21 protein-coding genes are annotated in these 25488 nt (G+C 69.8%); 5 read left to right on the top strand and 16 right to left on the bottom strand.

Annotation, left to right across the window (positions count from 1 at the left end; all coding sequences use genetic code 11):
- Positions 1–2: 2 nt before the first annotated feature.
- Complete coding sequence (locus AB0J95_RS12615) at positions 3–1592, bottom strand: glycosyl hydrolase family 28-related protein (protein WP_364756372.1); 1590 nt, start codon at positions 1590–1592, stop codon at positions 3–5.
- 131 nt (positions 1593–1723) lie between these two features.
- Here AB0J95_RS12615 and AB0J95_RS12620 point away from each other — a divergent pair, with 131 nt between their 5' ends.
- Complete coding sequence (locus AB0J95_RS12620; protein ID WP_364756375.1) at positions 1724–2809, top strand: histidine kinase; 1086 nt, start codon at positions 1724–1726, stop codon at positions 2807–2809.
- Positions 2806–3441, top strand: a complete 636-nt coding sequence (locus tag AB0J95_RS12625; RefSeq protein ID WP_364756378.1) for a response regulator transcription factor — start codon at positions 2806–2808, stop codon at positions 3439–3441. Before AB0J95_RS12620 ends, AB0J95_RS12625 begins: the two co-directional genes overlap by 4 nt.
- Before the next feature lie 3 nt (positions 3442–3444).
- On the opposite strand, the gene AB0J95_RS12630 is transcribed toward AB0J95_RS12625, so the two are convergent.
- From AB0J95_RS12630 to AB0J95_RS12650, 5 genes are all read right to left on the bottom strand, one after another.
- The gene (locus tag AB0J95_RS12630; protein WP_364756380.1) at positions 3445–3759 is read right to left on the bottom strand and encodes a hypothetical protein; all 315 of its coding nucleotides are present in this window, start codon (positions 3757–3759) and stop codon (positions 3445–3447) included.
- Between the two features lie 37 nt (positions 3760–3796).
- The gene (locus tag AB0J95_RS12635) at positions 3797–4345 is read right to left on the bottom strand and encodes a hypothetical protein (RefSeq protein ID WP_364756383.1); all 549 of its coding nucleotides are present in this window, start codon (positions 4343–4345) and stop codon (positions 3797–3799) included.
- An 8-nt stretch (positions 4346–4353) separates the two neighbouring features.
- Positions 4354–4548: a DUF5946 family protein gene (locus tag AB0J95_RS12640; protein WP_364756385.1), complete on the bottom strand. Its 195-nt coding sequence runs from the start codon at positions 4546–4548 to the stop codon at positions 4354–4356.
- Positions 4549–4564: 16 nt separating this feature from the next.
- Positions 4565–6892, bottom strand: coding sequence for a LuxR C-terminal-related transcriptional regulator (locus tag AB0J95_RS12645; protein WP_364756388.1), 2328 nt, complete (start codon positions 6890–6892; stop codon positions 4565–4567).
- Positions 6893–7001: 109 nt separating this feature from the next.
- Positions 7002–7457, bottom strand: a complete 456-nt coding sequence (locus AB0J95_RS12650; RefSeq protein ID WP_364756390.1) for a hypothetical protein — start codon at positions 7455–7457, stop codon at positions 7002–7004.
- Positions 7458–7594: 137 nt separating this feature from the next.
- Between AB0J95_RS12650 and AB0J95_RS12655 the strand changes: the two genes are divergently transcribed.
- Complete coding sequence (locus AB0J95_RS12655; RefSeq protein WP_364756393.1) at positions 7595–8569, top strand: hypothetical protein; 975 nt, start codon at positions 7595–7597, stop codon at positions 8567–8569.
- Between the two features lie 33 nt (positions 8570–8602).
- Here AB0J95_RS12655 and AB0J95_RS12660 read toward each other — a convergent pair whose 3' ends face one another.
- The 5 genes from AB0J95_RS12660 to AB0J95_RS12680 all read right to left on the bottom strand — a co-directional run bounded on the left by AB0J95_RS12660 (position 8603) and on the right by AB0J95_RS12680 (position 14168).
- Positions 8603–9553, bottom strand: a complete 951-nt coding sequence (locus AB0J95_RS12660) for an alpha/beta hydrolase (RefSeq protein WP_364756395.1) — start codon at positions 9551–9553, stop codon at positions 8603–8605.
- A gap of 5 nt (positions 9554–9558) precedes the next feature.
- Complete coding sequence (locus tag AB0J95_RS12665) at positions 9559–10566, bottom strand: helix-turn-helix domain-containing protein (RefSeq protein WP_364756398.1); 1008 nt, start codon at positions 10564–10566, stop codon at positions 9559–9561.
- Between the two features lie 80 nt (positions 10567–10646).
- Positions 10647–11393 carry a GntR family transcriptional regulator gene (locus AB0J95_RS12670; protein ID WP_364756400.1) on the bottom strand — a complete coding sequence of 249 codons (747 nt, stop codon included), beginning with the start codon at positions 11391–11393 and terminating at the stop codon, positions 10647–10649.
- Entirely contained in the window at positions 11390–12907 is a 1518-nt protein-coding gene (locus tag AB0J95_RS12675) for a beta-N-acetylhexosaminidase (RefSeq protein WP_364756401.1), read from the bottom strand. The genes AB0J95_RS12670 and AB0J95_RS12675 overlap by 4 nt, the downstream gene beginning before the upstream one ends.
- A 127-nt stretch (positions 12908–13034) precedes the next feature.
- Complete coding sequence (locus AB0J95_RS12680; RefSeq protein ID WP_364756403.1) at positions 13035–14168, bottom strand: carbohydrate-binding protein; 1134 nt, start codon at positions 14166–14168, stop codon at positions 13035–13037.
- Positions 14169–14351: 183 nt separating this feature from the next.
- Here AB0J95_RS12680 and AB0J95_RS12685 point away from each other — a divergent pair, with 183 nt between their 5' ends.
- Together AB0J95_RS12685 and AB0J95_RS12690 are read left to right on the top strand one after the other, a co-directional pair.
- The gene (locus tag AB0J95_RS12685; protein ID WP_364756405.1) at positions 14352–15680 is read left to right on the top strand and encodes a hypothetical protein; all 1329 of its coding nucleotides are present in this window, start codon (positions 14352–14354) and stop codon (positions 15678–15680) included.
- A 176-nt stretch (positions 15681–15856) separates the two neighbouring features.
- On the top strand, positions 15857–17428 hold the full coding sequence (locus tag AB0J95_RS12690) for a S8 family serine peptidase (RefSeq protein ID WP_364756408.1): 1572 nt from the start codon (positions 15857–15859) through the stop codon (positions 17426–17428).
- A gap of 41 nt (positions 17429–17469) precedes the next feature.
- On the opposite strand, the gene AB0J95_RS12695 is transcribed toward AB0J95_RS12690, so the two are convergent.
- From AB0J95_RS12695 to AB0J95_RS12715, 5 genes are read right to left on the bottom strand one after another with little or no spacing between them, the layout of a single operon-like run.
- A complete protein-coding gene (locus AB0J95_RS12695) occupies positions 17470–19080 on the bottom strand; it encodes a helix-turn-helix domain-containing protein (RefSeq protein WP_364756410.1) in 1611 nt (536 codons plus the stop codon).
- A gap of 17 nt (positions 19081–19097) precedes the next feature.
- On the bottom strand, positions 19098–20204 hold the full coding sequence (gene menC, locus AB0J95_RS12700; protein ID WP_364756412.1) for an o-succinylbenzoate synthase: 1107 nt from the start codon (positions 20202–20204) through the stop codon (positions 19098–19100).
- Positions 20204–21034, bottom strand: a complete 831-nt coding sequence (locus AB0J95_RS12705) for a GNAT family N-acetyltransferase (RefSeq protein ID WP_364757188.1) — start codon at positions 21032–21034, stop codon at positions 20204–20206. Before AB0J95_RS12705 ends, menC begins: the two co-directional genes overlap by 1 nt.
- Before the next feature lie 23 nt (positions 21035–21057).
- Positions 21058–22164, bottom strand: a complete 1107-nt coding sequence (locus tag AB0J95_RS12710; RefSeq protein ID WP_364756415.1) for a M20 family metallopeptidase — start codon at positions 22162–22164, stop codon at positions 21058–21060.
- Position 22165: 1 nt separating this feature from the next.
- Positions 22166–25474, bottom strand: a complete 3309-nt coding sequence (locus tag AB0J95_RS12715) for a serine hydrolase (protein ID WP_364756417.1) — start codon at positions 25472–25474, stop codon at positions 22166–22168.
- Positions 25475–25488: the final 14 nt, after the last annotated feature.

A 25488-nucleotide genomic window follows, 5' to 3' on the forward strand; every position in this document is an offset into this window, starting at 1 on the left:
AGTCACAGTTCTTTGTGGACAGTGTGGTCGATGTGGGTGTCTGCGACAGGATGGGTGTGCAGGGTGGTGAAGTCGGTGGTGTCGCGGAGGATGAAGGTGGGAGTGTGCGGGGCTTTGTGGGCTCGGCAGCGGTGGAATGTGGTGTCGGTGACGTCGTCCAGGACGAAGGCGGGGCGTAGGTCCGTTGTGGTGAAACGGACTTCGACGTTGTCCAGCTGGATGTCCTTGGCGTGGCGGATGTAGAAGCCGTACGCGGGCAAGACACCGAACATCGCGGGTTCGGGTGCGGCTTCCGGGCGCTCAGGGACGTCGTAGGGCTCGCGGGCGCCGGCGAGGGCGAAGAACTTGTTGATCAGCTCCGGGGGCTGGCGGGCCGCGTCGGTCAGGGACAGGCCGCCGCGGTAGGTGATCCGGATGTTGTGCAGGCGGATGTCCTCGATCGCGTGGCCGGGGATCCCGGCGATGGTGGAGGCGTAGCGGGGGTCGGCGTTGTGAGCGATGACGTCGCTGATGGTGACCCGTCGCAGGGTGCCTGTCGCCCCGCTTGTTCTGGCGCCCAGGCGCAGGAAGATCGGGGCGCTGGTGATGTCCCGCATGAGGATGTTGGCGATCGTGACGTCTTCGAGCGTGCCGCCGTCGACGGTTTCCAGTGCGATGCCGCGGCAACGGTCGAAGATCACGTTGGTGATGGCGATGTTCTTGAACCCGCCGTGCGACTCCGTGCCGAACTTGACCCGGCCGAACGGGCCGTCACCGTCCCATGTGGATGGATTGTCGCGCTGGAAGATGCCTGCGGCCAGGGTTCCGGTGTCGTAGCCGCTGACCACGCAGTCGGAGATCGTGACGTTCTCGGTGGCGCGCGCGAACCCCAGCGCGTAGGTGCTTTTGAGCGCGATCGCGTCGTCGTTGAACGCGTTGACCGTGGTCTGGGAGATGTGCACGTTGCGGCAACTGTCGATGTTGATGCCGTCCCGGATGGTGTCGATGGTGACGTTGTGGATCGTCAGGGTGTCGACACCGGTCGCCAGGATCGCGATGTGTCCACCTGCGACAGTCGTCACGTCCCGGATCGTGACGCCACGGCAGAGTTTGAGCGCGATCGCCTTGTCACCCGTGCCCGGCGGGCTGGTGGCCTCCATCCGCGGGACCAGTCCGCGGCCGTCGATCCGGCCGGGGCCGAGGATCGAGATGTTCGTCAGGTTCTCGCCCCAGATCAGGCTGGCCCGCCAGTGGCTGTGACCGAAGTCCTGCAGGGTGTTGCCCGCGCCAGGACCTGGCGGGTCGTAACCGCCGGGAGGGGCGGCGAGGAGGGTGGCGCCCTGGTCCAGGTAGAGCGTGATGTTGCTCCTCAGCCGGATGGTGTAGCTGGCGTACGTTCCGGCCGGGAAGTACACGGTGCCACCGGCTGCGGCCGCGTCGATGGCGCGGTTGATCGCGGGGGAGTCGATGGTGGTGCCGTCTCCGCGTGCCCCGTACTTGCGCACGTTGTGAATGTCGCCGGGCGACGCGGATGTGGTGCTTTCGGTGGCGAGGGGCAAGGCGGCCGCTACCGCGCCGAGACGGAGGAGGTGGCGGCGCGTCGATCCGGTCATGGCATGGCCCTTTCGTCGGTGTGGGTTCGATTCCACGCCGAACGGTCCGGGTGGCGGCAGTCCGGGAAGTCATGACCGGACATGACTTTCTTCAGGTCCGGTGAGGCGACCGGCTGCGTACCGTGGAATGGGTGACCCGACGCGACACCAAGTTCGATGCGCTGGCGATGGTCGTGGCCGTCGCGCTGATCGTGGTTTCGGTACTGGGGCCGCCGAAGAACGCGGCCTACAGCGCTGCCGGTATCGCCGTGGAATGTGCCACGCTTGCGCTGCTGCCGTTCCGTCGGCGCGTGCCGCTGCTGGTTGGCTGGCTTGTCGCCGTGACCGCGGTGGCCATGACAGTGGCGGAACTGGTCGCGCCAGGCACGTTGGTGCGGACCGATTTGACGCCGTGGGTGCCGTTGGCGACGACTCCTTTGGCCGCCTACAGCGCTTTCGCGTTCGGCACCCAGCGTTCCGCGTGGGTGCCGGTCGCGCTGCTCGCGATTCTGGCGGGGCGGCCCTGGGAACCGTCCGGCGCGGCGATCACTCAGGCGTTGCTGCTCACGGTGGTTCCCGCGCTGGTGGCGTTGTATGTGTCCGCGCGTCGGCGACTCGTCGCGCAGGCTTTGGCCGACCAACGAGCCCTGCTGGCCGCGGACCTGCACGACACCATCACGCACCGGATCACCGTGATCATCCTGCGGGCCGGTGTCCTGCACATGTCGGCCAGCGATCAGGCAACTCGCGCCGCGGCCGAGGAGCTGCGTGTGACCGGTTGCCAGGCGCTAGAGGAACTCCGGGAGCTGCTGTACGTCCTGCCCGGCGGGGGCACGCCTGCCCGGGAATGGGCGCCCGCGCCCGGACTCGCCCCACTGGTCGCGGAGTCGACCGCCGCGGGTATCAGCACCGAACTGGTCGAGCAGGGTGACCCGGAAGCGATCTCACCGGTGATCCGCCGCACCGCGCACCGGATCGTCCAGGAGGCGCTGACCAACATCCGCAAGCACGCTCCCGGCGCCTCGGCGCACGTTCAGGTCCGGTACGGCGACGATGGCGTGCACCTCACGGTCGACAACACCCGTCCGGGCCGTGCTGCCGATCCCGCGCTGGTAGCCACTGGATCCGGTGTGGGGCTGCACAACTTGCGTCTGCGCGTGGAAATGCTCGGTGGCACGCTGCGCGCCGGCCCGGCCGACAGCGGGTTCCGCGTCGCGGCGACCCTGCCGGTGTCATGATCAGGACCGTCATCGTCGACGACGACCCCATGGTGTGCGCGCACCTGCGCGAGGTGTTCGCGTTCGCCGACGACATCGAGGTGGTCGACGAGGCCTACGACGGCGCGGCCGCGGTCGAGTCCGTGCTCCGGCACCGCCCCGACGTCGTGCTGATGGACCTGCGGATGCCCGGTGTCGACGGCCTCGCTGCGATTCCACGGATCCGGTCGCTGGACCGGCCGCCGGTGGTCGTCGCCCTGACCACGTTCGACACCGACGACCACATTCTGCGGGCGCTGAGCGCCGGAGCGGCCGGGTTCCTGCTGAAGTCCACGCCGCCGAGGGACCTGATCGGGCTGGTCCGGGTCGCCGCCGACGGGCACACCGTGCTGTCGCCATCCGCGTCCCGCCGCCTGGTCGCGGCCGCCACCACCCGCCACACCGCACGCACCACGATGCTCACCCAGCTGACCGCGCGGGAGACCGACATCCTCGCCTGCCTCGGCGCCGGCCTGTCCAATGCCCAGATCGCCGCCCGGCTGCACCTGAGCGAAGGCACGGTGAAGAACTACATCTCCCAGATCCTCGCGAAACTCCAGTGCGCCAACCGCACCCAAGCGGGCCTCCTGGCCCACCAGGCCGGGTTGGTCTAAGTCCTAAGTAGACATACTACCTCGGTCGTTGGAAAGGACGTTCTGGGTCCACTCCAGCGCGGCCGTGCACATCTTCGCCTCCGAACCCCGAGCGTGCGCGACCACCTCGTCGTCCCGCCACACGATCAAGGCGACCAGCTTCGACACCGGGGTCAGGCCGATCACCCACCGGCTCCCACCATGCTCGAAGGCGCGCTCGGCCACGCTCCACCGGCCACCGGTCAGCACCGTGACCTCCCACGCGGGATCCATCGCCAGCTTCGCGACGCTCATCGGTCGCGCATCCCGGCTGTCCACATCGCTCTCCCGCGTGTTCACCTTTCGTTCATTGTATGGACAACACGAAGGCTGCCGCTCACCCGGCGCGGTGGAATGATCGATGCAGGTACGCCGTGGCCAGGGCGTCGATCAGCCAGCCCAGCGCGTACCCGGCGATGACGTACCACGAAGGCGACCGGGTGATCCACATGAAGATGCCCGCCGCCAACGCCCCGGCCAAGGCCAGGGTGGCGACGCCCTGGAAGGCCAGCCTGGTCGGGTGCAACACGTTCCAGCCCGTGGCGGTGAACCATCGACGCCGGGCGACGGCCGACGCCAGTTCCCTGTCCCGCCACGCCTCCCACTGCAACTGCCGGTCCAGCCGCGCGCTCAGCGAATCGCGGACATAACGCCAGATCAGCTTGATGTGGGTGTCGTGCAGGATGTAGCGCTTGCCCAGCATGTACGACATCAGCGGCACGATGAGCAGCAGGCCCACGTTGGCCGCTGCTATCGAAAAGCTGGTGATCGCCCCGGCCGCCGCGATCTGCAGGGCGACGATGTTCCACTGGATCGTCGCGCGACGCTCGGCCTCGCTCCGCAGCGCCGTGTACTCGGCCAGCAGGATCGGGGTCGCGTCGTCCACTGGGCGCCTCACGTGCGGTCTGGCGGGGTCTGTGCGTTCCACGTGCGGATGGTGGGGTGGTGTGGGCACCAGGCTTGCCAGACGTCCGCGGCCCAGGCCCAGGCCAGTTTCGTGTGGTCGGCGGGGAGGACATCGGCGACCGTCATGAGGCCGTCAAACCGAGGCGGCTCGAGCCAGTGGAAGTCGGGGCGGTGGGTGACCATCCGTTTGTGGACATGGTCAGGGTCCGGAGGTCTGGGCGACCCAGGTGGCGATCTGGGTGCGGCGGGCGAAGCCGAGCTTGCGGAGGATCTGGTTGACGTGGCCCTCGGCGGTGCGCGGCGAGATCACGAGTTTCTCGGCGATCGCGCGGTTGGACAGGCCGTCCGCGATCAGGTCGGCGACCTGCTGTTCCCGTTCGGTCAGCGAGGACGGCAGGGTCCTGCCGCCGGCGCTGGGTGCGGTGGCGGGTTTGGCCGGGCCGAGGCTGTAGGCGATGGCCTCGTCGAGGGTGAGGCCGCAGCCGTGGCCGATCGCGGTCTCGAACAGGGGCCCGAGGGCCTCGCGGGTGCGGGCCGCGCAGTCGCCGTGGGGCGCGCCGAAGTAGCGCGAACCGAACATCGGGTAGCCGACCGACGGCCAGATGCGTTGCGCCGCACCGAGCATCGTGGCCGCCCGCTCCCACCGTTCCTGCGCAGCCTCGGCCCACGCCAGCAGCTCGATGGCCAGCACGATGCCCAGCAGGTCGTGGAACTCCTGGCTGATCTGCAGGCAGTCACGGCCCAGCTCGGCCGCCTCGTCGAGATCACCGCGGCTCAGCGCGACCAGCGCCAACGCGTAGATCGCGTACGCGTACGCCCACTGCTCACCGCTCGACCAGCCGATCTCGCGCGCCTCTGCGCAGAGCGCGGCCGCGGAGTCGAGGTCACCGAGGAACACGTTCGCGACCGCCAGCTCGATCCCGGCCAGCATCACGTTGCTGTTCAGCTCACCCAAGCGGCGGTAGGCCGCCCGCGCCTCCTCGAACAACGACTTCGCGTGTGCGATGTCGTCGCCGACCAGGGCGTTGCAGCCGAGCCGGTGGGTGGCGTAGGCCAGCGCGATGTCGTCACGCGCCGAACGGGCATAGGCCCGGCACTCCTCCAGCATCGCGGTCGCCGCCCGCAGATCTCCCTGCAGCGTGGCCACGTAACCGTTGATCCACAACGCTTTCGCCCGGCAAGCGCTCGGTTGCGGAACGCCGGCCAGCGCGCGGTCGAGCCAGTGCCGTCCCTCGCTGAGCACCCCGCAGCCCGCCCAGTAGAACCACAACGTCGAGGCCAGCCGCAGCCCCGCGGTCATCTCCGCCGGTGACTCCAGGCAGAACGTCAGCGCCGACCGGAGGTTCGCGTGCTCCAGCCGCGTCCGCACCGAGATCTCCACCTGCCGCGGCCCGAACCAGTCCTCCTCGCAACTCGAAGCGAAACCGAGGTAGTAGTCCCGGTGCCGGCGGCGGATCTCGGTCTCCGTGCCGAGCGCACGCAGCTGGTCCCGGCCGTACTGCCGCAACGGTTCCAGCAACCTGAACCGCGTCGCGTTCCCGTCCTGCTCACAGATCAGCACCGACTGGTCGACCAGCTCGGCGAGATGGGTCAGGATCCCGTCGGCGTCGATGTCGTCACCGGCGCAGACCTGCCGGGCCGCGGCCAGGTCGAAGCTGCCGGCGAACACCGAGGCCCGGGCCCAGAGGCTGCGCTGGGCCGGTTCGCACAGCTGGTAGCTCCACTCGACCGCCGCCCGTAATGTCTGATGGCGGGGCAGTCCGCCCCGCGTTCGCATCCCCGGCAGCCGGTAGCAGTCGGTCAGCTCGGACAGCAGGTGGTCCAGCGTCAGCACCCGCATCTGCACCGCGGCCAGCTCGATCGCCAACGGGATGCCACCCAGCAGGTGACACACCTCGGCCACCTTCGCCTGCGTCTCGTTGGTCACCGCGAACGCCGGATGCACCGCGGCCGCGCGCTCCTCGAACAACGCCAACGCCGGGTACTGCAGCCACGCCCCGGACGCCATGGGCTGCTGCGGATCGGGTAACGGCAGCGGCGACACCAGCCAGAGGTGCTCGCCGGGCAGGCCAAGCCGCTGCCTGCTCGTGGCGAGCAGCCGCAGCCCGGGCGCGGCGCGCAGCAAGGTCTCGGCCAGCGACGCGGACGCCTCCGCGAGGTGCTCGCAGTTGTCCAGGATGACCAGCGCCTGCCGGTCACGCAGGTACTCGGTGAGCACCTCGGTCTGGCTGCGGCCGGTCTCGTCGTGCACGCCCAGCGACTCGAGCATGGTGTGCGCCACGAGCGCGCCGTTCTGCAGGCCCGCGAGTTCGACCAGCCACACCCCGTCGGCGAACGCGCGGCGCAGCTGGCTGCCGGTGTGCAGGGCCAGCCGGGTCTTGCCGACCCCGCCCGGCCCGGTCAGGGTCACCATCCGCGCCTTGGACAGCAGGCGCTTGACCTCGGCCACGTCGTGCTTGCGCCCGACGAAAGTGGTTGTGTCGGCGGGCAGGTTGCCCAGCCGGAACCCTGCGACGGCGGTAACCACGGGTAAAACCTTGGTGCTGTCGACGCAGCGGGTCAATGTGGGTAGATCGCCATCCCTCGGAGGGAGCAACGGGGATCCGCCAATGTGAGTAAAGATGCTCTCAACCTCGTCACGCATCCGGCATGGGATACACCGACCTGGGCCGGCCGGCGCGGACCGCGGCGAGGCTCGTCCGGCAGGCGTGCAGGACCTCCCGGTTCGCCGCGGAGTCGGGCTCGGTGCCGCACCCGGCGCAGCGCAGGCGGACGAATCCCGGTGACACAACGACGTCGACGGGTGACTCGCAGTCCTCGCACCAGCGATGCCCGGTCTCGGGCAGCACGTGCGCCGGATCGGAGATGCACTCGTGGATCCAGCACCGGTGCAGCGCGCAGGTACTGCGTACGTGCGGGTTGAAACCGTGCCTCTCGGCGGTGTCCTCGGCGGCCAGGATCGCGGCCAGATGCCGGTCGGCCAGATCGCCGTACCGGTCGCGCGCGCCGCCACCGCCACCGCCGCCCATCGGGGCGGGACAGTCCGACGAGATCACCCGGAGGTGAGCCCGTGCAGCAGTTCGTCGCACCATAGGACCCCTTCGACCTGCCCAGGGTCCGCGCGGTGGTACCCCCGTGGCACCCGTACAAACACTCGACTTGATACGTGTACGGGTGGGTACTCTCCTCCCGCGGCCGTTCATCCGTTCCGTCACAAGGGTGGTGGACCATGGTCGATCCCGAGTTCACCGGTTTCCGTCCTGGATCGCTCGACCGGCTCGGCACGAGCGAGATCGAACAGCTGGAACTGCAGACCAGAGCCCTGCGCAAGGTCGACTACCAGTGTGGCGGCGGGATGTGCCGGGACGCGGTGGTCGTCCGGGTGCACTGGGGCCACGAGATGCTCCGCATGCACGCCACGGACCCGGTGCGGCAACGGCTGTTCGTCGCCGTCGCGGACCTGCACAACCTGGCCGGGTGGGTCTGTTTCGACAGTGGACACATGGGTGCGGCGCACCACCACTTCGACGTCGCCCTCGACTTGGCCGACCAGGGCGGCAACGACGACCTCGTCGCCAACATCCACTACCGCCAAGGCCGCGTGAACCTGCACTACGGCGCCCTGGACGAGGCGTTGTCGCACTTCCAGCGCGGGCAACTGGCCGCGGCGCGGTCGGGTTCGCGCCTGGCCGCCAGCATTCTCTACGTGAACCAGGCGTGGGCGTACGCCAAGAAAGGCGACGAGGAGCTCACCCTCAAGCTCCTCGACCGGGCCAAAACCGAGTTCGCCGCCGCCGGAACCGGCCCATCACCCGACTGGGCAAGGTTCTTCACCGAGACGGACCTGGTGGCGACGGCAGGGACGGTACTCACCGAACTGGCGTTGACCGCGAACAGCCGTCACACGCGCGAGGCCATCCCCGCCCTCACCGAGGCGATGCGCGGCTACGGACCGGACATGGCCCGCAGCCGGTCGTTCTGCCTGATCGCCTTGGCCACGTGCCATCTGGTGGCGGGCGAGGCGGACCAGGGGTGCGCCATCGGCAGCCAGGCGGTGAGCGCGGGCGAAACCCTGCGGTCGGTGCGGACCAAGGACCGGCTGCGCCCCCTCAAACAGCAGGCGGACCTACGCGCCGACCATCCCGCGTCCCGCGCGTTGTCCGACTACATCACGACGTTCATCACCAGCCCGACTCACGTCTGAGCGGTGCGGCGGCGTTCGCCGACGAACGGCCGATCAGCGTCCGGTGAGGAACGCGGTCAGCGCGTCGGTCACGGCTTTCGGCTGTTCCTCGGCGAGGAAGTGGCCCGATCCGGCGATCTTCTGCACCCGGACGTCGGTGCCGGAGGCCGGCAGGAGGTAGGCCAGGTAGTCGTAGTTGAACTCCGAGCCCAGGCCGAGCATCGGCGCGGCCACCGGCCCATAACCCTTGCGGTCCTCGATGTCCTGGTAGAAGGCCTGGTACCAGGCGTTACCCGCGCGGATGGCGTCCGGCTGCGAGTAGGCGCGGGCGTAGAGGTCGCGGTCGTAGTCGGTGACACCGGACTTGGTGATCAGCAGGTTGTCCATCAGCCAGTCGACCATCGGGCGGAACCGCCCGGCGAGCACCTGCTCCGGCAGGCCGCGCAGCTGGTTGAACGCGAACCACCACACGTGCACCGGCGGCGCGGGGTTGGGCAGCAGCGGGATCTGGAACAGGCTCTCGTCGGGGTGGGCGACGTCCATCAAGGTCACCGTGCGGGTGGCGTCGGGGTGGTTGGCGGCGAAGCTGAACGCGACCATGGCGCCGATGTCGTGCCCGGCGATGTGCGCCCGCGGGTACCCGAGCGACCGGATCAGCTCGTAGATGTCCCTAGCCATGGTCTTCTTGTCGTAGCCACCCTGCGGCTTGCCCGACCCGCCCATGCCGCGCAGGTCGACCGCGATCACCCGGTACTTCGCGGCCAGCGCCGGCATGATCTTGCGGAACTCCCACCAGGTCTGCGGCCAGCCGGGCAGCAGGACCAGCGGCTCGCCCCGGCCGCCGGTGACGTAGTGCAGCCGCACGCCGTTGACCTGGGCATAGCCGTTGGTGAAGCCGCCGGGCAACGAGCGGGCCAGGTCGGCGGGTTCGGCGTGGGCGGCCTCGCCGGTCGCGGCGAGCGTGGCGGTGGCGATACCCAGGGAGAAAAGGCTGCGTCGATCCATGAACATCATCCTGCTGCTCGCGCGGGCGCGTGCGTGAGTGGTGATCTCGCCAACGAGGGACGGTTTCCGGACGAACCGAACGTCTCCCGGTAGGCGGCCGGCGCCACCCCGAGCAGCCTGCGGAAATGCGGGCGCAGCGCGGCGGCCGAGGAGAACCCACAGTGCCGGGCGATCTCGTCGACCGGCATTTCAGTGGCTTCGAGCAGCTGCTGGGCCCGGATCACCCGCTGGTGGGTCAGCCAGGTGCCGGGCGCGGCGCCGGTGATCTCGCGGAACCGCCGGTCGTAGTTGCGCCTGCTCATGTGCGCCCGCTGAGCCAGCGTGTCGACCGGCAGCGTGTTGTCGAGCTGGGTCAGCGCCCAGGTCATCGTCTCGGCGACCGGGTCGCCATCCTTGAGGTCGGGCATCGGCGACTCGATGTACTGGGCCTGGCCGCCGGGCCGCTGCGGCGCCACGACCATGCCTTTGGCCAGCCGGTTCGCCACCTCCGCGCCGCACATCGTGCGGATCAGGTGCAGACCGAGATCCATCCCGGCCGCACCGCCACCCGCGGTGAGCACGTCACCGTCGTCGACGTAGAGCACCGACTCGTCGACCTTCACCTTGGGATGCAGCCGCGCCAGGTAACCGGCCATCGCCCAGTGCGTCGTCGCCGGGCGGTCGTCCAGCAGACCCGCCGCGGCCAGCACGAACACCCCGCTGCACAACCCCGCCACCCGCGCACCCCTCGCGTGCGCGGCCCGCAACGCCTCCAGCACCGGCTCGGGCGGGTTCTCACCGACCGCCCGCCAGTTCGGCACGATCACCAGGTCCGCACCCCTGATCGCCGCCAGGTCGTAGGGCACCGGGCAGGCCAGCCCGCCGCCCGTCAGCTCGGCGTCGGGCTCACCCCCGACGACCCGCACCTCCAGCCCCGGCAGCTCCCCGTGCTGCACGGCCATGTCGAACACCCCGAAAGCGAACGACAGGATGCTCATCGGCACCCCGTCGAACACCACGACGACAAGCTTCATGACTCCACCCCATCCCCAGACGTACGAGGTGCAGTCTCACACGACGAGCCGGATATGTCCTCTGCGGACTGTGCGGAAGATCAGCCCGAGTCGGCGTCGAAGTGCAGGTGGGAGGTGATCCGGTAGCGGTCGCCGCGGTAGACGGAGCTGGTGAGCTCGACGACGCGGCCGTGGATGTCGCGGGTGAGGCGTTCGATCTGGAGGATCGGGGCGTAGACCGCGACGTCCAGGAGTTCGGCCTGGGCGGGGTTGGTGACGGCGGGTTCGAGGGTCTGGATGGCGTCGGACACGGTGATACCGAAGCGTTCCCGCAGCAGCCGGTAGAAGCTGCCGGTCTCCATGTCCTCCGGCGCGAGACCGGGAACCAGACCGGCCGGGAGCTGGAGGGACTCGATGGCGATCGGCTCGTCGTCGACGTGGCGGACCCGGGTGATGCGCAGGATCGGCGTGCCGGGCTCGAGTTCGAGGCGGGCCGCCCGGGCGGGGCTCGCGGGGGTGGTGGCGAACTCGACGACCTGGCTGGTCCAGTGGCCCTCGGCGGGCGGGACGCCCAGGGTGGTGTTGGTGGCGGTGAGTTCCTGGGTGACCTTGTGCGGGCTGGTGAACGTGCCGCGGCCGCGTTGCCGCACCAGCAGGCCGGAGCGGGTCAGCTCCTCGATCGCGGCCCGCACGGTCGGCCGGGACACGCCCAGCTCGACCGCGAGGTCCCGTTCGGAGGCCAGCCCGGTGCCCGGCCCGGCGTTCTCGATCACGCTCAGCAGGTGCCGGCGGACGCGGTCACGCTTGGCGGTCTGCGGCCGGTCGGGAACCTCCTCGGCCGCGGTCACGGCACCGTGTTCCTGGGCGCGAACCGGACGCGCTGCCGAGGCAGGGCGCCCAGCGCTCGCAGCCGTTGGAGGTGTCCGGGCAGGCGCTGCACGAAGTCAGCATAGCCGCGGGACGTCGGCGACCACGCCGTCTCGGCCAGCGCGCACAACCGCGGGAACGCCAGATGCCGCACGTGGTCCGGCGTCGGCGCGTGCTCGGTCCACAGCTGCGCCTGCGTGCCGAGCACCCCAGCCTGCGTCCCGTCCGGCGACGCGATCGGCAGACCGCCCGCGAGCGGATCGAACCGGTGGACGTCCTGCAACGTGGTGATCAGCTCACGCGGCGGCTGGTCACCGGTGTCGCCTTCGGGGTAATCAAAATACGTCGAGGTGTGTGGGGCCATGATGACCTGGTGGCCGCGGTCCACAGCGAGCGCGCCATGGACCGCGTCCCGCCACGCGGTCAACGTCATCCCCGCGGGCAGCGAACCGGGGGAGTGGCCGGTCTCGTCCCAGCACACCGCCCGCCGCCCGAGCTCCTCCAGCGTCTTGTGCAGTTCGCCGAGGAACCAGCCCCGGAGTTCCGCAGTTGTTCCCAGCCCAAGGGAAGCCGCGCGGGCCTGCGCGACTGGACTGGTTTCCCATTGCACGGTAGGACATTCGTCGCCACCGATGTGCAGATGCTGGGACGGGAACACCGCGGCGGTCTGGCCCAGCACATCCCGGCAGAACTCGAACGCCTTGTCATGCACACCAAGGATGTCCGGGCTGACACCCCACTCCGTCCACACTGGAATCGGAGTGTCCGGCCGGTTGCCCAGTTCGGGGTACGCGGCCAGCGCGGCGCGGACGTGCCCGGGCAGGTCGATCTCCGGCACGATCCGCACCCCGCGGGCGGCGGCGAACTCGACGAGCCCGGTCAGTTCGCGTTGCGTGTAAAAGCCGCCGTGGGGTTCGCCGTTGAACACCGTGCTGCCCGCGGGACCGACCATCGACTCGGTCCGCCACGCGCCCACCTCGGTCAGCCGAGGCCAGCCGTCGATCTCGATCCGCCAGCCCTGGTCGTCGGTGAGGTGCAGGTGCAGCACGTTGTACTTGTGCAGCGCCAACAGATCGACGAACTCGTACAGGAACTCCAGTGGCATGAAGTGGCGGGCCACGTCGAGCAGCACCCCGCGCCAGGGCAGCCGGGGCGTGTCCTGGATCCGAAGGCACGGCAGAACCGCGGAGCCGTCCAGCGGCAGAAGCTGGCGCACGGTCTGGACACCGTGCAGCAGACCGGCTTCCGCGCCCGCGACCAGCCGCAGCTCGTCCGGCGTGATCGTCAGCGAGTAGCCCTCCGGCCCCAGATCGTGCTCGCCGGTCAGCTCGAGCCGGATGCTCGGTCCACTGTGGAACGACGCGGGCCGGTCCAGGTAGTCGATCAGCAGCTTCGCCGCCCGCCCCGCACCGGAATCCGCGGAGATGCGCAACGTCGGGGGCACGGTGAAGTAGCCGCTGCCGGGCGTGAGGCTGGCCGGGTAGGGGATGAGCATCGGCGACCGGGCTCCTTCGCGAAGGTGGCGGGGCGGCCTGGCGGCGCAGGGGCCACCCCGCCGGTCAGTGGGACTTCCGGGCCGGCCTGCGAGCCCGCCCACGAGCTCGCAGGCCGTGATCAAGTGACTAGCAGTGCCCGAGGTCACGCCATTGCGCGGTGGGACCGGGTTCGGAACCCTGGGTCCACCAGTTGGCCTGCCACAGGTGGGCGTTGTGCTTCACCCGCTGGCCTTCCAGGTACACCGTGCCCCAGTCCCATTCCGGCGCGGTCGAGCAGTCCGCGGGCGGGTTGGTGGGCGGGGTCGTCGGCGGGTCGGTGGGCGGGGTGGTGCAGCCGTTCACAGTGTCCACATGGGACGTTCCGGCCGTCCGGTACTGCGCGGCGCGGGCGACGGCGTCGGCGGGCGAGACGACCTGGTTGCCCGCGTAGTAGGTCCAGTCGACCTGTTCGGTGTAGACACTGTTGCCGCCGGAATGCCCTGCGGTGTCGATGAACCACATGTTGTAGTTGATCGACATGGCGGTGCGCGGGTACACCGGGTTGCCCTGCGCGTCGGTGGTGTGGTCCGCCGTCAGGACACCGTCGATGTAGTAGCGCACGTGCTGGCCGGCGACCTGGGTGACCAGGTTGTGCCAGCCGTCCATGCTGCGGTTCTGCGAGGTCGACGTGCGCAGGCCGTCCCAGGCCGGGTTGTTCCAGTAGGTGTACCAACTGGTTTGGTAGTTGGCCTGCGGGCCGCCCCACCCGCCGTTGGGCAGGTACTCGGAGAAGTCGAGCTCGCTGTAGAGCGGGTCTCGGTCGTACCGCAACGGGGAGATGGTGAAGTAGGTTTCGTTGACGTGGTCGCCGTCCGTGCCGCTGGCCGGCGCGTCGGTGAACCGGACCCGGCTGGCGTAGGTGCCTTCCCGGAACCGCAGTTCGTTCTGGAACAGCTCCGCGTGGGTGGTGCCGTTCGCGGTGCCGTCGGTGCTGGCGGACAGCTGTGCGACGCGTTCCCCGTTGACCGTGGGGAACGTGATGTTGCTCGTCAGCCAGCGTGCGCCGGGCACGCCCGGGCTGCCGACATCGTTGCGGGTGGTCCATTTGGCGCTGCTGAACGCCGGATCGGCAGGGGATGTGTAGCGGAAGTCGTCGAACAGCACGCCACAGTCCGAGGCGGCGTTCGCGGTGGAGGCGCCGCCGGTGATGGCGATCGCCGCGGCGGCGACCGTGGCCAGGGCGGTCAGCGCCGCGGCCGTGATCTGAAGTCTGCAGGGCATAGAGGTCTCCTCGGGATCCTGTACCGCGGGAGCTCCGATTGGTCTAGACGAATCAGATGGGTGAACCATCCTCCTGACCATTGGTAAAGTCAAGACCCGCCGATAAATGACCTTTGGTAAGGCGCGCAGGGAGACAGCCGTTCGGGGGTGGTCCGAAGGTCCCGATGAGCGGTGAAATGGGGAATGCGCACACGGCTGGTCGTGCTGGTGGTGGTCCTGTTCTTCGGCGCCGCGCCCTCGTGGGCCGGGACGGTCCCGGACAACCGGCCATTGCCTGGCTACACGGTCAACAACCCGCCATTGCCCCCTGAGGTCATCGACGGCAAGCCGACAAGGGTCCTGCAAGGCATCCACCGGCACGCCGCGTACACCATCGAGGTGCCCGCCAAGTGGAACGGCCGGCTGGCCATGTGGGCGCACGGTTATCGCGGCACGGGCACAGTGCTCACCGTCGACCCGCCGAATTTCGGCCTGCGCAGGCAGATGCTCAACGACGGCTACGCATGGGCCGCGTCCTCCTACTACGCCAACGGGTACGACGTGCGCGCCGGAGTCACGACCACGCACGACCTCGCGCAGCGGTTCGCCCAGCTGGTCGCCCGGCCGAAGCAGGTCCTGATCGCGGGCGTGTCCATGGGCGGCCACATCATCGGGCGCTCGCTGGAGCAGTACCCCGGCTTCTACGACGGTGCCCTGCCGATGTGCGGCGTGCTGGGCGACCAGGAACTGTTCGACTTCTTCACCAGCTACCAGCTGACCGCCCAGACGCTCGCGGGCATCGACGCCTACCCGCTGCCGCCGGACTACCTGACCACGGTCGTCCCACGCATCCAGGACACGCTCGGCCTGACCCATCTGGTGCCCGGCGGCCCGGACACGGTCACCCCGAACGGCGCCCAGTTCCGCGCGGTGGTCACCAACCTCTCCGGCGGACCTCGCCCGGGCGCCACACCGGCTTTCGCGTTCTGGAAGGACTTCCTGTTCAACCTCGGCACCCCGGTGCCCGAGGGAGCCCCGCTCTCGCTCGACCCTGGCCGGGTGGCCACCAACCTCTTCACCCGCTACCAGCCGAACTCACCGGTCGACCTGAACCGGAAGGTGCGCCGGATCGCCCCGCGCGACTGGTTCAGCCGGCTGACCCCCACGCTCACCGAGGTGCCGCGGATCGCAGGCAGGCCAACGGCTCCCGTGCTGTCCCTGCACGGCCTGGGCGATCTGTTCGTGCCGTTCGCCATGGAACAGGAGTACCGGAACGACGTTGCGCGCAACGGTCGCACGAAGTCGTTGGTGCAGCGGGCGATTCGGACGGTGAACCACTGCGAGTTCTCCCCGGTCGAGGCCGGGACGGCGTGGCACGACCTGGTCGGCTGGGTCGACCACGGGACCCGTCCGGCCGGTGATGTGGTCAACGACCCGGCCCAGGTCGCCTCGCCCACCTACGGTTGCCGGTTCACCGACGCCACCGCCTACAACAGTCCCGGCACCCGGAAACTGTTCGCGCCCTGCCCGTGAGGGTATGAGTAACTGTTCAATGGTAACGGTGGGAACCCGGCTGTACCCCTTGTGTAACCGGGCCTTTCGGGTGACTCTGTTGATGTTCGGACAAACACCACTTTCCTCTCCATCGGCACGCGGGCCGCCTTCGAGGGCTGGCGGCTGTGTGCTGCCCTGCATAAGGAGACCCTGCAATGGTTGAGATCCGGGACATCCACCGGCGGCTCGCCGGACTCGGTTTAGCCGCGGCGGCGGCGATCACAGTGGCCATGGGTGCGTCGCCCGCGAGCGCGGCCGAGGGCCAGGTGCTGTACGCCGGTTCGGCGGACGCGATCAATGGCAGCTACATCGTGGTCTTCAAGGACACGGTGTCCGTCCAGAGCATGGACAGCCAGGTGCAGAGCACCACGGCGAAGTACGGTGGGAACGCCACCTACACCTACAAGGCGGCGCTGCGCGGTTACAACGCCACGATGACCGAGGCACAGGCCAAGCGCCTGGCCGCGGACCCGTCGGTGGCCTACGTCCAGCAGAACCGGGCGGTGCACATCCTCACCGACCAGAACAACCCGCCGTCATGGGGTCTTGACCGGGTCGACCAACGGAACCTGCCGCTGGACAGCAAGTACTCCTACACCTCCGACGGCACCGGCGTGACCGCCTACGTGATCGACACCGGCATCCGCACGACGCACTCGACGTTCGGCGGCCGCGCCACGTGGGGCACCAACACCACCGGGGACGGCAACAACACCGACTGCAACGGGCATGGCACCCACGTCGCCGGCACCATCGGCGGTTCGCAGTACGGCCTGGCCAAGAACGTGCGCCTGGTCGCGGTCAAGGTCCTCAACTGTGCCGGTTCCGGCTCGTTCGCCGGTGTGGCCCAAGGCATCGACTACGTGACCGCGCAGCACGCCGCGGGTGCGCCCGCGGTGGCCAACATGAGCCTGGGCGCTCAGGGTTCCGACGCCGCCACCGAGACCGCGGTGCGCAACTCGATCGCCGACGGTGTCGTGTACGGCATCGCGTCCGGCAACTCCAACGGCGCCGACGCGTGCAACTTCACCCCGGCCCGCGTCGCCGAGGCGATCACGGTGAACGCGTCGGACATCAACGACGCGCGCGCCTCGTTCTCCAACATCGGCGCCTGCACCGACATCTTCGCGCCCGGCGTGAACATCACCTCGTCGTGGAACACCAACGACACCGCGACCAACTCCATCAGCGGCACCTCGATGGCCACTCCGCACGTGGTCGGCGCCGCCGCCTTGCTCCTGTCCGCCACGCCCACGCTGACCCCGGCGCAGGTGCAGAGCACGATGAAGGCCAACGCCACCCCCAACAAGATCACCAACCCGGGTACCGGCTCACCGAACCTGTTGCTGTTCACCGGTTCCGGCACCACTCCGCCGCCCGGCCCGTGCCCCGCGGCGACCAACGGGACCGACGTGGCCATCCCCGACCAGGGGACCGGCTCCAGCCCGATCGCGATCTCCGGCTGCACCGGCAACGCCAGCGCGTCCTCGACCGTCGAGGTGCACATCGTGCACACCTACGTCGGTGACCTGGTGGTCGACCTGATCGCGCCGGACGGCTCGGTCTACAACCTGTGGAACCGCGCCGGCGGCAGCGCCGACAACATCGACCAGACCTTCACCGTCAACCTGTCCAGTGAGGCCACCAACGGCACCTGGACCCTCCGTGCGTCCGACAAGGCGGCCATCGACAGCGGCCGCATCGACAGCTGGACGCTCGACCTGTAAACACAAGCGAAGGTGGCCCTTGCTTGCAGGGGCCACCTTCGTCAGTGGCCGGGGAACACGCGGAGCTGGAGCATCGCGGCGAACCGGGCGTCGGGGTCCGCGAGGTCGAGGCCGCCGATCTCGGTCAGCCGCCGCAGCCGGTACCGGAACGTGTTGGGGTGCACGTGAACGGCGGCCGAGGCGGCGATGACGTCGCCGAACGCGTCCAGCCAGGCTCGTAGGGTCTCGACGAGGTTCGTGCTGTGCTTGGCGTCGTACTCGGCCAGCAGCGCGACCGGTCCGGTGAGCTGTCCGCCTTGGGCCGCAACGAGATCACGCAACTCCAGCACGAGCGCGTCGACGTACACGTCAGCCAGCCGGGCGACCCGGCGGTCACCGGCCGTGCCCGCCCGCAGGACCTGGACCGCGCGGTCGGCGTTGGCGCGGGCCGCGGCCAGCCCGGCGACATCCGTGGCGACCGGCCCGACGCCGATGAACGCGGGCACTCGGTTGCCGACCCGGTCGAGGAAGTCGGTGGCCACCCGGATGCCCTGGTCCTCGCCAGCCCGCGACACCGGCAGCAGGCCATAGGCGACATCGCCGACCAGAGCGACCGCGCAGCGCGGGTGGATGGCGCTCAGGTGCATGGCCAGGCCGTCGGTCAGCCGTTGCCGTTCGCTCAGCACGGCAGCGTCCGCAGTATGTCCCGAGTGGACAGTGGCGAGCGCGAGCACGACGACCGGCAGGCCAGTCAAGCCCAAGCGGGACAATGCCTCCCGGGCTCCGGTGCCGCCTTCCAGCGCCGTGGCCAGCAGATCGCCGCGCAACCTGCGCTCAACGTCCGCGCCCGCCCGGATCCGCAGCAGGTGCAAGGCGACCAGCTTGGCGCCCTCACGCAAGGCCTGTGCCCGTTCGGGAGTGAGCCGGCCCGGCACCGCGGCCCAGATCGAACCGAGGAACTCGTCGCCCGCGCGGACCCGGACGGCCACCCGGGGGATCAGGAAGTCGTCGAAGTCGGCGTCCGGCGGGTCGATGTAGACCGGGTCGTCGCTGGTGTACAGCTCACGGAACACGCCCCGGTCGGTCAGCAGCCGGGTGTAGCGCTCGGGCACCTGGCGGCCGAGGATGGTCTCGACCCGGGACGGGTCAGCCTCGTCCTGGCGGCCGGAGAACGCCAGCACGCGCGAGCTGCGGTCCTCAATGGTCAGTGGCGCGTCGATCAGCGCGGCGACCGCGTTGGCCACGGCGAAAAGATCACCGGACGGCAGTCCGCCCAAGGTCTCCGGCTGCGCGTCGCCGATGTCGCCCTCGGCCAGCATCGAGCGCAGCAACGCGGCCAGCTGGGTCCACGAAGCTCCCCTGGCCAGCGCCAACACCGCCACGCCGGACTCATCAGAGGCCGCGGCCAGCTCGGCGGACCGCTGTACGGGCGCGCGCAGCACCAGGGCAGCGGCGCCCGAACGACCCAGCGAACCCAGCAGCTCCACCGGTGAGCTGACCCCGACGCCCAGCACGATGGCGTGCGGGGCCAGGACGGGCTCCTCCAGCGGGTCGTGGATGGCCACGCCGCCGATGTCGCCCGGCCGGGCCGGATCGCCGTGGACCAGGTCGAGCAGGGTGCTGCCCAGGTCGTCGAGGATCCGGCCGAGGCTGGCGTGCGGTCGGGAGGTCATTGCTGCCAGTGTCGTTCCTACCGGGGGAGCCAGTCCACCTTGGACGTCACGGCCGCGAGCTCGGCCGGGATCGGGGTGACCCCGACGCCGGGCCCGGACGGGACCGTGAGGTGGCCGTCGTCGAGCACGAACGGGTCGGTGATGTCCGTGCGGTAGTACCGGTCCGACGCCGAGGTATCACCGGGAAGAGTGAACCCCGGCAACGCTGCGAGAGCGACGTTCGCGGCCCGGCCGATCCCGGTCTCCAGCATCCCGCCCGCCCACACCGGCACGCCGTTGGCCACGCACACGTCGTGGATGCGGCGGGCCTCCAGGTACCCGCCGACCCGGCCCGGCTTGATGTTCACGACCTGGCAGGCGCCCATGCGGATGGCGTCCGCCGCGGCGCGGGCGGAGGTGATCGACTCGTCCAGGCACACCGGGGTTTGGATCACTTGAGCCAGTTCGGCGTGCGCGTACACGTCCTCCTCGTCGAACGGCTGCTCGATCAGCAGCAGCCCGAACGGGTCCAGCCCGGCCAGATGCCGGGCGTCGGCCAGCGTGTACGCGGTGTTGGCGTCGACCTGCAGCAGCACGTCGTCGCCGAACCGCTCCCGCACCGCGCGCACCGGCTCGATGTCCCAGCCGGGTTCGATCTTGAGCTTGATCCGCAGGTAGCCCGCGTCGAGGTAGCCGCCGACCGCGTCGAGCAGCTCACCGATCGAGTCCATGATCCCGACCGACACCCCGCACGGCACCCGGTCGTGCACCGCCCCCAGCTCCCGGGCCATGGACCGGCCCTGTGCCCGCAGTTCGGCGTCCAGCACGGCCGTTTCCAGCGCCGCCTTGGCCATCCGGTGACCCTTGAACCTCGCCAGCGCGGGCGCCACCGCATTGCCGTCCAAAGTGGACACTTGGCCCAGCGTCGGGATGAGGAACCGGGTCAGCACATCGTGGGCCGCGTTGACGTACTCCGAGGAGTACAACGGGTCCGACATCGCGACGCACTCGCCCCACCCCTCGGCCTCGTCGGTGACCACGCGCAGCAGCAGGATCTCGCGCGTGGTCTGCACCCCGAACGACGTCCGGAACGGGGACACCAGCGGCATGGTGATCAGCCGCAGCTCGACGCCCGACAGCTTCATCAACGACCGTCCTTCCTGGTCACCCGGTACCACCCGGACCGGTCGAACCCGGTGATCCGGGCCCCTTCGGTGAGCAGCGTGCCCAGCACCTCCCGTATCGCCAGACGCCATTGCCGCGCGCCGGCCGGGTCGCTTGAGCGCAGCGCCTCGATGTCCCGCGGCGCGGCCACGAGCAGGTCGGGACCGTCCACTGTGCCCAGAACGGGCCGCCCCTCCGGTGACCGGTCCAACGCGATCACGGCAGGCAGATCGGGACCGGCGGCCGGCCCGGACCGCAGATCCCAGCGCACCAGCAGGCGGTCGCTCTCCTCGCCGCGGTTGATCTGGTCGCGCATGCCGCCGTAGAAGTCCGGCAGGTACTCCACCGGCCGCGCGCCGAGCTTGCTGAGGTTGAAGTAGGCGTTGCGGCTGACCAGCGGGTCGAACGTCCACTCGACCGCACTGAGCCCCCGGCTGATCGCCCACGCCCGCTGGTGCAGCTTGAGCGCGTACCCCACACTTCGGCCCATCGCCGAAGCGTGCACCCCGGCGACGTGGCTGTGCAGCCGGACGTCCGGTGGGGAACCGAAGAACGCGACGCAGGCGCCGACCAGCCGGTCCCCGTCGAACGCGCCCGAGACGTAGTTGCCCGCCTTTGTCATCGCCCGCAGCAGCTCGGTGGTCACCGGCGGGTTGGTCGGGTCGGGCTGCCAGATCTCGTTGTACAGGTGGTAAACGGCGTCGAGGTCGGGTAGCTCGGTGAGCTCGCGGACAACGACTCCGGCCGCCAGCGCCGCGGTCTCGGCGAGGTGGGTCGCGTTGTCCTCAATCAGGTCGGTCACGCCAACCATGCTCGTGTCCCGGTCGGCTTTCGTCATGGTCGGCGCCGACGAGATGTGGCCGCCGGGTTCGTCCGGCCCGCCAGCAGCTCCCTGACCAGCGCGGACACCAGCGCTGTGCGGCCGGGCAGCGCCGAGACGATCACGTGCTCGTTGTCGGCGTGAGCTCCGCCACCCACCGCGCCGAGCCCGTCCAGCGTCGGAACCCCGATACCCGCGGTGAAATTGCCGTCCGACGCGCCGCCGACGGACGCGCTCGACAAGGGTTCCGGGCTGAGTTCGGTGGCGAGCGCGAACAGCTCCGCCGAGGCCGCGGCCTCCAGCGGCGGCCGGTTCGGGCCGCCGGTCACCTCCAGCCGTGCGTTGCCGAGGACCGGCGTGAGGGCGTGCATCGCTTTGTCCACCCGTTCCTGTTCGGCCACGGTCCTGGCCCGCACGTCGACCGCGAACTCACCGGCGGCGGGAACGGTGTTCGTCGTCGTTCCCGCCGACATCAAGGTCGGTGTCACGGTCGTGCCCAGCGCAGGGTCGCCGAGTTCATTGACGGCCAGGATCTGGTGCGCCAGCTCGACGGCCGCGTTGATCCCGCGTTCCGGCTCCAGCCCGGCATGGGCGGCCAGGCCGTGCACCCGCACCCGGTAGAGGGACACGCCCTTACGCTCGGTCTTCAGTGCGCCCCCGTCCGCGGACGCCTCGAGCACCAGAGCGCCTGCGCAGCCCTCGGCCTCGGCCTCGATCAGCGCACGGGAGCTGTGTGAGCCGAGTTCCTCGTCGCCGGTGACCAGCAGCGTGACCCCGGTCCGGTCGGGGAGCGCGGCGATGGCGTGGAAGGCCATCACCACCCCGGTCTTCATGTCGAAACACCCAGGTCCACGCAGGATCCCATCGGTCACGTCGAAGGGGTGGGTGGCCAGCGAACCCAGCGGCCAGACGGTGTCGTGGTGGCCGAGCAGGAGCACCCGCGCGGCGCCTTCGCCGAAGCGCCAGCGCAGGTGCGTCCACCCGTCGAGCACGATCCGCTCCGGCGCCACGCCCAAGCGCCGGGTACCGACCCGGGCCACCACGTCCGCGCTCGCCGCGACCGCCGCCAGGTCCGTCGACGGCGACTCACAGGTCACCAGCTCCTCGATGTCCGCCAGCACCTCAGCTCACTTTCGGGGTCGCCCGCACACCGAAGTGCAGGTACTTCTCGCCGGTGGCCAGCTCGTAGAAGGTCACCGGCACCCACATGCCCATGCCCGGTTCCAGGATCACATAGAGGTCGTCGTTCAGCGGCACCATCGGGTACTCGTGGACCGGCTCCGGTATGACCTCGGCCAGCGGACCGGTCACGGTGGTGCGCATGGTCAGCCCGTCGTCGGCACGGAACACCTCGATCCGGGTGCTCGCGCGTTCGTAGGTGCCCACGTGCCGGTCGAGGTCCACGGTCACCGGTTCGGCGGGTGGCTGCAGCATCTCGGGCATCGCCACCCCGGCCAGCTCGGCGAAGATCTCCCGGTAGAGGTCCTCGTACAGGGCGTGCGCGGTGCCGCCGTTGGTCAGCAGCGTGACCGCGAGGCCCTCGGACGGCAGGATCCGCAGGTAGGCGGACTGGCCGATGGTGTTGCCGTCGTGGCCGATCAGCCGGTGGGAGTTCCAGTCGCAGCGGAACCAGCCCAGGCCCCACGAGTCACCGAGCACGTACTTGTCCGGCACGTCCGCCTGCCACGCGGCCATCGCCTCGGTGCTCTTCTCGCTCAGCACGCGGGAGCCGTCGGGTGCGAGGCCGCCGGTCAGGTGCATCCGCACGAACGCGAGCACGTCAGCCGCAGTGGCAGTGATCAACCCGGCAGGCCCCGCCGAGCGCTGCAGCACCCAGACGGGTGCCTTGACCGGGTCGCCGTCGCCCTCCGACACGTGCCCGATCGCCGCCCGGTACAGCAGCGCCTCCTCCGGCAGGGTGACAGTGTGCTCCAGGCCGAGCCGGACGAACAGGCGCTCCTTCATCGCGGCGTCCCAGGTACTGCCGGTCAGCTTCTCGATCACACGGCCGGCCAGCGAGAAGCCGGAGTTGCAGTACGACCAGGTGGCGCCGAGCGGGTGGTTCTGCGCCTCGTCGGCCAGCGAGGCCACGTACTTCTCCAGGCAGTCGTCGCCGCGCCCGGTGTCGGTGAACACGTCGCCGTCGATGCCGCTGGTGTGGGTGAGCAGGTGCCGCATGGTGACCTTGGCCGTGGTGACCGGGTCGGCCAGCTTCAGCTCCGGCAGCACGTCCACGATCGGCGCGTCCAGGTCGATCAGGCCCTCGTCGACCAGCTGCATCACCACGGTCGCGGTCCAGACCTTCGAGATCGAGCCGATCTGGAACAGCGAGTCGGTGGTCGCCGGGACCCCGGTGTCCACGTTCAGCACACCGGTCGCCGCCTCGACGAGCTCATCGTCCCTGCCCAGCCGGAGGATCCCGAGCTGCGCGCCGGGAACCTTGTGCCGCTTGGCCAGCACGTCCAGCCTGCGCTGCCAGTGCGCGGCGTCGATGCGCGGCCGCCGTGGCCCGGCGGCGTCACCGGCGTACTGCTCCAGCCAGTCCACGATCCGGCGGTTGTAGTCGATCCGGTGCGAGGGTTTTCCGTTGAGAATGAACAGGTGTGACGCGTCCGGGTAGAGCACGAGCTTCGTCGGCACGCCGAGTTCGCGCAATGCCGTGTGCCACTGCTGGGCCTGGGTGACCGGGCAGGCTCGATCTTCGGTGCCGTGCAGGATCAGCGTGGGTGTGCGGACCTGGTCCACTTGCGACAGTGGGGACATGCCGTCGTACCGGCGGCCGTTCCAGGGCTGGCCGCCGAGTTCGAGCTCGCTGAGGTAGTGCGCGGCCTCGCAGCTGCCCGCCATGCTCACCAGATCGGCGACCACACCACCGGCCACCGCCGCGGCGAACCTGTTGTCCCGGCTGGTCAGGTAACACGTCATGTAACCGCCGTAGCTGTACCCGGCGACGGCGAGCCTGTCAGGGTCCGCGACTCCTTGTGCGACAAGCTGATCGAGCGGCTCCAGGAAGTCCTTGGCGTCCGCCTCGCCCCAGGATCCCAGCGCTGCGGTGTAGAACCGCTCGCCGTAGCCGTCGCTCGCGCGCGGGTTGAGCAGCAGGACCGCCCAGCCGCGTGCGACGAGTTCCTGGTGGTACAGGTGGACCTCGTCGGCGGCGCCGTTCCAGGCGTTGTGCGGTCCACCGTGGACATCCAGCAACAACGGTTGCGGCGTTTGGGCTTCGGGATCGCGCACCAGCCAGCCCTGCACGACAGTGCCGTCGGAGATGGTGAACTCGCACTCCTCGCGCGCGAACAACTCCACATCACCGAAGCCGTAGCTGGTGCGGACGGTCTCGGTGCCCGACTTGAGGTCCACGGTGACGATCTCGCCCAGGGAGTCGGCCGTTGCCAGCACGATCGCGGCCGTGCCGCCGCCCACCGACACACCGCCGACCACCCGGCCCGCGCCGGTGACGACCGGACTGGGCGTTCCGCCGTCGACCGGCGCCGAGTACAGGTGGGTGCAACCCCGGTCGCGGACGCAGAAGTACACCGTGGCGCCGTCCTCGGACAGCTGGGGCGTGGCACCGGGGTAGGCCGGACCGCCAGGCATCACGTTGCGGTCCAAGGACTCCGCGAGGTTCACCGGGTCCCCGCCAGCCAGCGGGACCCGCCACAACCCGGCATGCCTGCCCGGTCCATCCGGCGAACCGACGACCAGCAACGCCTCACCGTCCGCGGTCCACACCGCCGGACCGGCGATACCCGTTGGCAGACCGACGATCTCCGGATCCGCATGCGGCTTGCTGACATCCAGGACGTGCACCGGGAACTGGAACGTCAGGTCAGCGTCCGGAGCCGTGGCCGCGCTGAAGGCGAGCTTGGTCGAGCCGGGGGACCACGACGGGCCGCCCGCGTGCCAGTCGCCGCTGGTGACCTGGCGGCAGTCACCAGTGGTCAGATCGAGGACGTGCAGGTGTTTGCGGATCGTCCTCAGTAGACCGGCGCCGTCGGCCTGGTAGTCCAGGCGTTCGGTGACGATCGGGGTGGTGGCGCCGGGTGTCTCGTCGGTCGCGGCCGAGAACGCGATCTTCAGCCCATCGGGACTCCACACTGGTTCGCCCGCGCCGAGCGGCAGCGTGGTCAGCTGTTCGGGTTCACCGCCGTCGATCGGCAACAGCCACACCTGCGGCGGCCCGTCCTGGGCCCGGAGGAACGCCACTTTCGTGCCGTCCGGCGACCATGACGGGGCCATGTCGGCGAGCCCTCGGGTGAGCTGGCGCGGTCGGCCCGAGGTGCCGACCAGCCAGATGGCGTGGTTGTCGCGATCGGCTTCGGCGTCGGTGGTGCGCAGGACGTACAGGCACTGGCCGCCGTCCGGGGAGACGGCCGGCTGGCCGGGCACGGTGAAGGTGGTCAGGTCATCGATGCGCTGGTGTCGTGTCACCGTTTTCTCCTAGG

The sequence above is a fragment of the Actinocrispum sp. NPDC049592 genome (assembly GCF_040675465.1).
Classification (GTDB): Bacteria; Actinomycetota; Actinomycetes; order Mycobacteriales; family Pseudonocardiaceae; genus Kibdelosporangium.